The 1,237-nt window shown below is 61.8% G+C and carries 1 protein-coding gene and 1 pseudogene; both read left to right on the top strand.

Features of this window, described 5'->3' with window-relative positions; all coding sequences use genetic code 11:
* Positions 1–342: pseudogene (locus tag AX724_RS13165) on the top strand (tyrosine-type recombinase/integrase); the annotation flags it as partial.
* On the top strand, positions 339–1,237 hold an 899-nt coding region (locus AX724_RS13160), incomplete at its 3' end, for a tyrosine-type recombinase/integrase (protein ID WP_066767235.1). The pseudogene AX724_RS13165 and the gene AX724_RS13160, both read left to right, overlap by 4 nt.

Here is a 1,237-nt window from a genome sequence, read left to right as displayed (position 1 = left end):
CCGGCCAAGTGTAATGACCTGTTCGTCACGATCCGGGGGCGAGCGCCGCACAAGGTGCGCGCCCACGTCGTGTTCGTCAGGTTGGCCCGGCTTCTCGGATATCGTGGGGCAACCGGTACGGCAGGCATGCGACTCCACGATCTGCGGCATACTTTCGCTGTCCGCTCGCTTGAGTCCTGCCCGCGTGACAGGGAAGCCATTGCCCACCACATGGCCGGTCTCAGTGTCTACCTGGGGCACGCGTCGATCGCCAACACGTACTGGTATCTCGAAGCCACGCCGGTGCTGCTTCGCGACATTGCGGCTGCAAGCGAGCAACTTTTTCAAGGAGAAGCGGCATGACGGCGCTTGCTCCCCATCTCTCGGCATATCTGCGGGAACATCTGCCGCGCGAACGCGCCGTCAGCCCGCACACGGTGAAGACCTATGCCAACTGCTTCGTCCTCCTCGTCCAGTTCGCTGCCGATCGGCTGAAGCGCCGACCGACCGATCTCGAGATTGAGGATCTCGGCACAGACATGATCATGGCCTTCCTCGATCATGTGGAGATCGGCCGCGGCAGCTGCGTGCGGACCCGCAATGGCAGGCTCGCCGCGATCCGATCCTTCTTCCGATACATCGAGTACCGGATTCCAGCCTGCCTCGATCAGGCACTCCGTGTCAGAGCAATCCCGACCAAGAAGACAGACAAGGCGCTGATCGATTATCTCGACCGGGCCGAGATCAAGGCTTTGCTCGATACACCCGATCCCCGGACACGCCTCGGCACCCGTGATCGCGCGATGCTGCATCTTACCTATGCTGGCGGACTGAGGGTGTCGGAACTCGTAACGCTGCAACTGGGCGATTTCCCGGACCGCTCCCTGTCCACCATGCACATCATGGGCAAAGGGCGACGTGAACGGGTCCTGCCGCTGTGGAAGGAGACCCAGATCGCATTGCGCGCATGGCTTGCGATCCGGCCTCAAGTTGAGGTCACCGAGATATTCCTAAATGCCAACGGGCAGCCGATGACCCGCGACGGATTTGCGTTCCGATTGGCCGAGCACGTCAAGACGGCAGCGACGAAGCAGCCGTCGATCCTTGAGAAGCGCGTCACACCCCACGTGCTTCGTCATTCTTGCGCGATGCACACGCTCGCGGCGACGGGGGACATTCGCAAGGTCGCATTATGGCTCGGCCACGCCAGTATCCAGAGCACCGAGACCTACTTGCGCGCCGATCCCGAAGAGAAGCT

This window comes from Sphingobium sp. CCH11-B1 (assembly GCF_001556865.1).
Lineage (GTDB): Bacteria > Pseudomonadota > Alphaproteobacteria > Sphingomonadales > Sphingomonadaceae > Sphingobium.
Note: the sequence above shows the minus strand (reverse complement) of the source record. Positions and strands in the feature narration are given on the sequence as shown.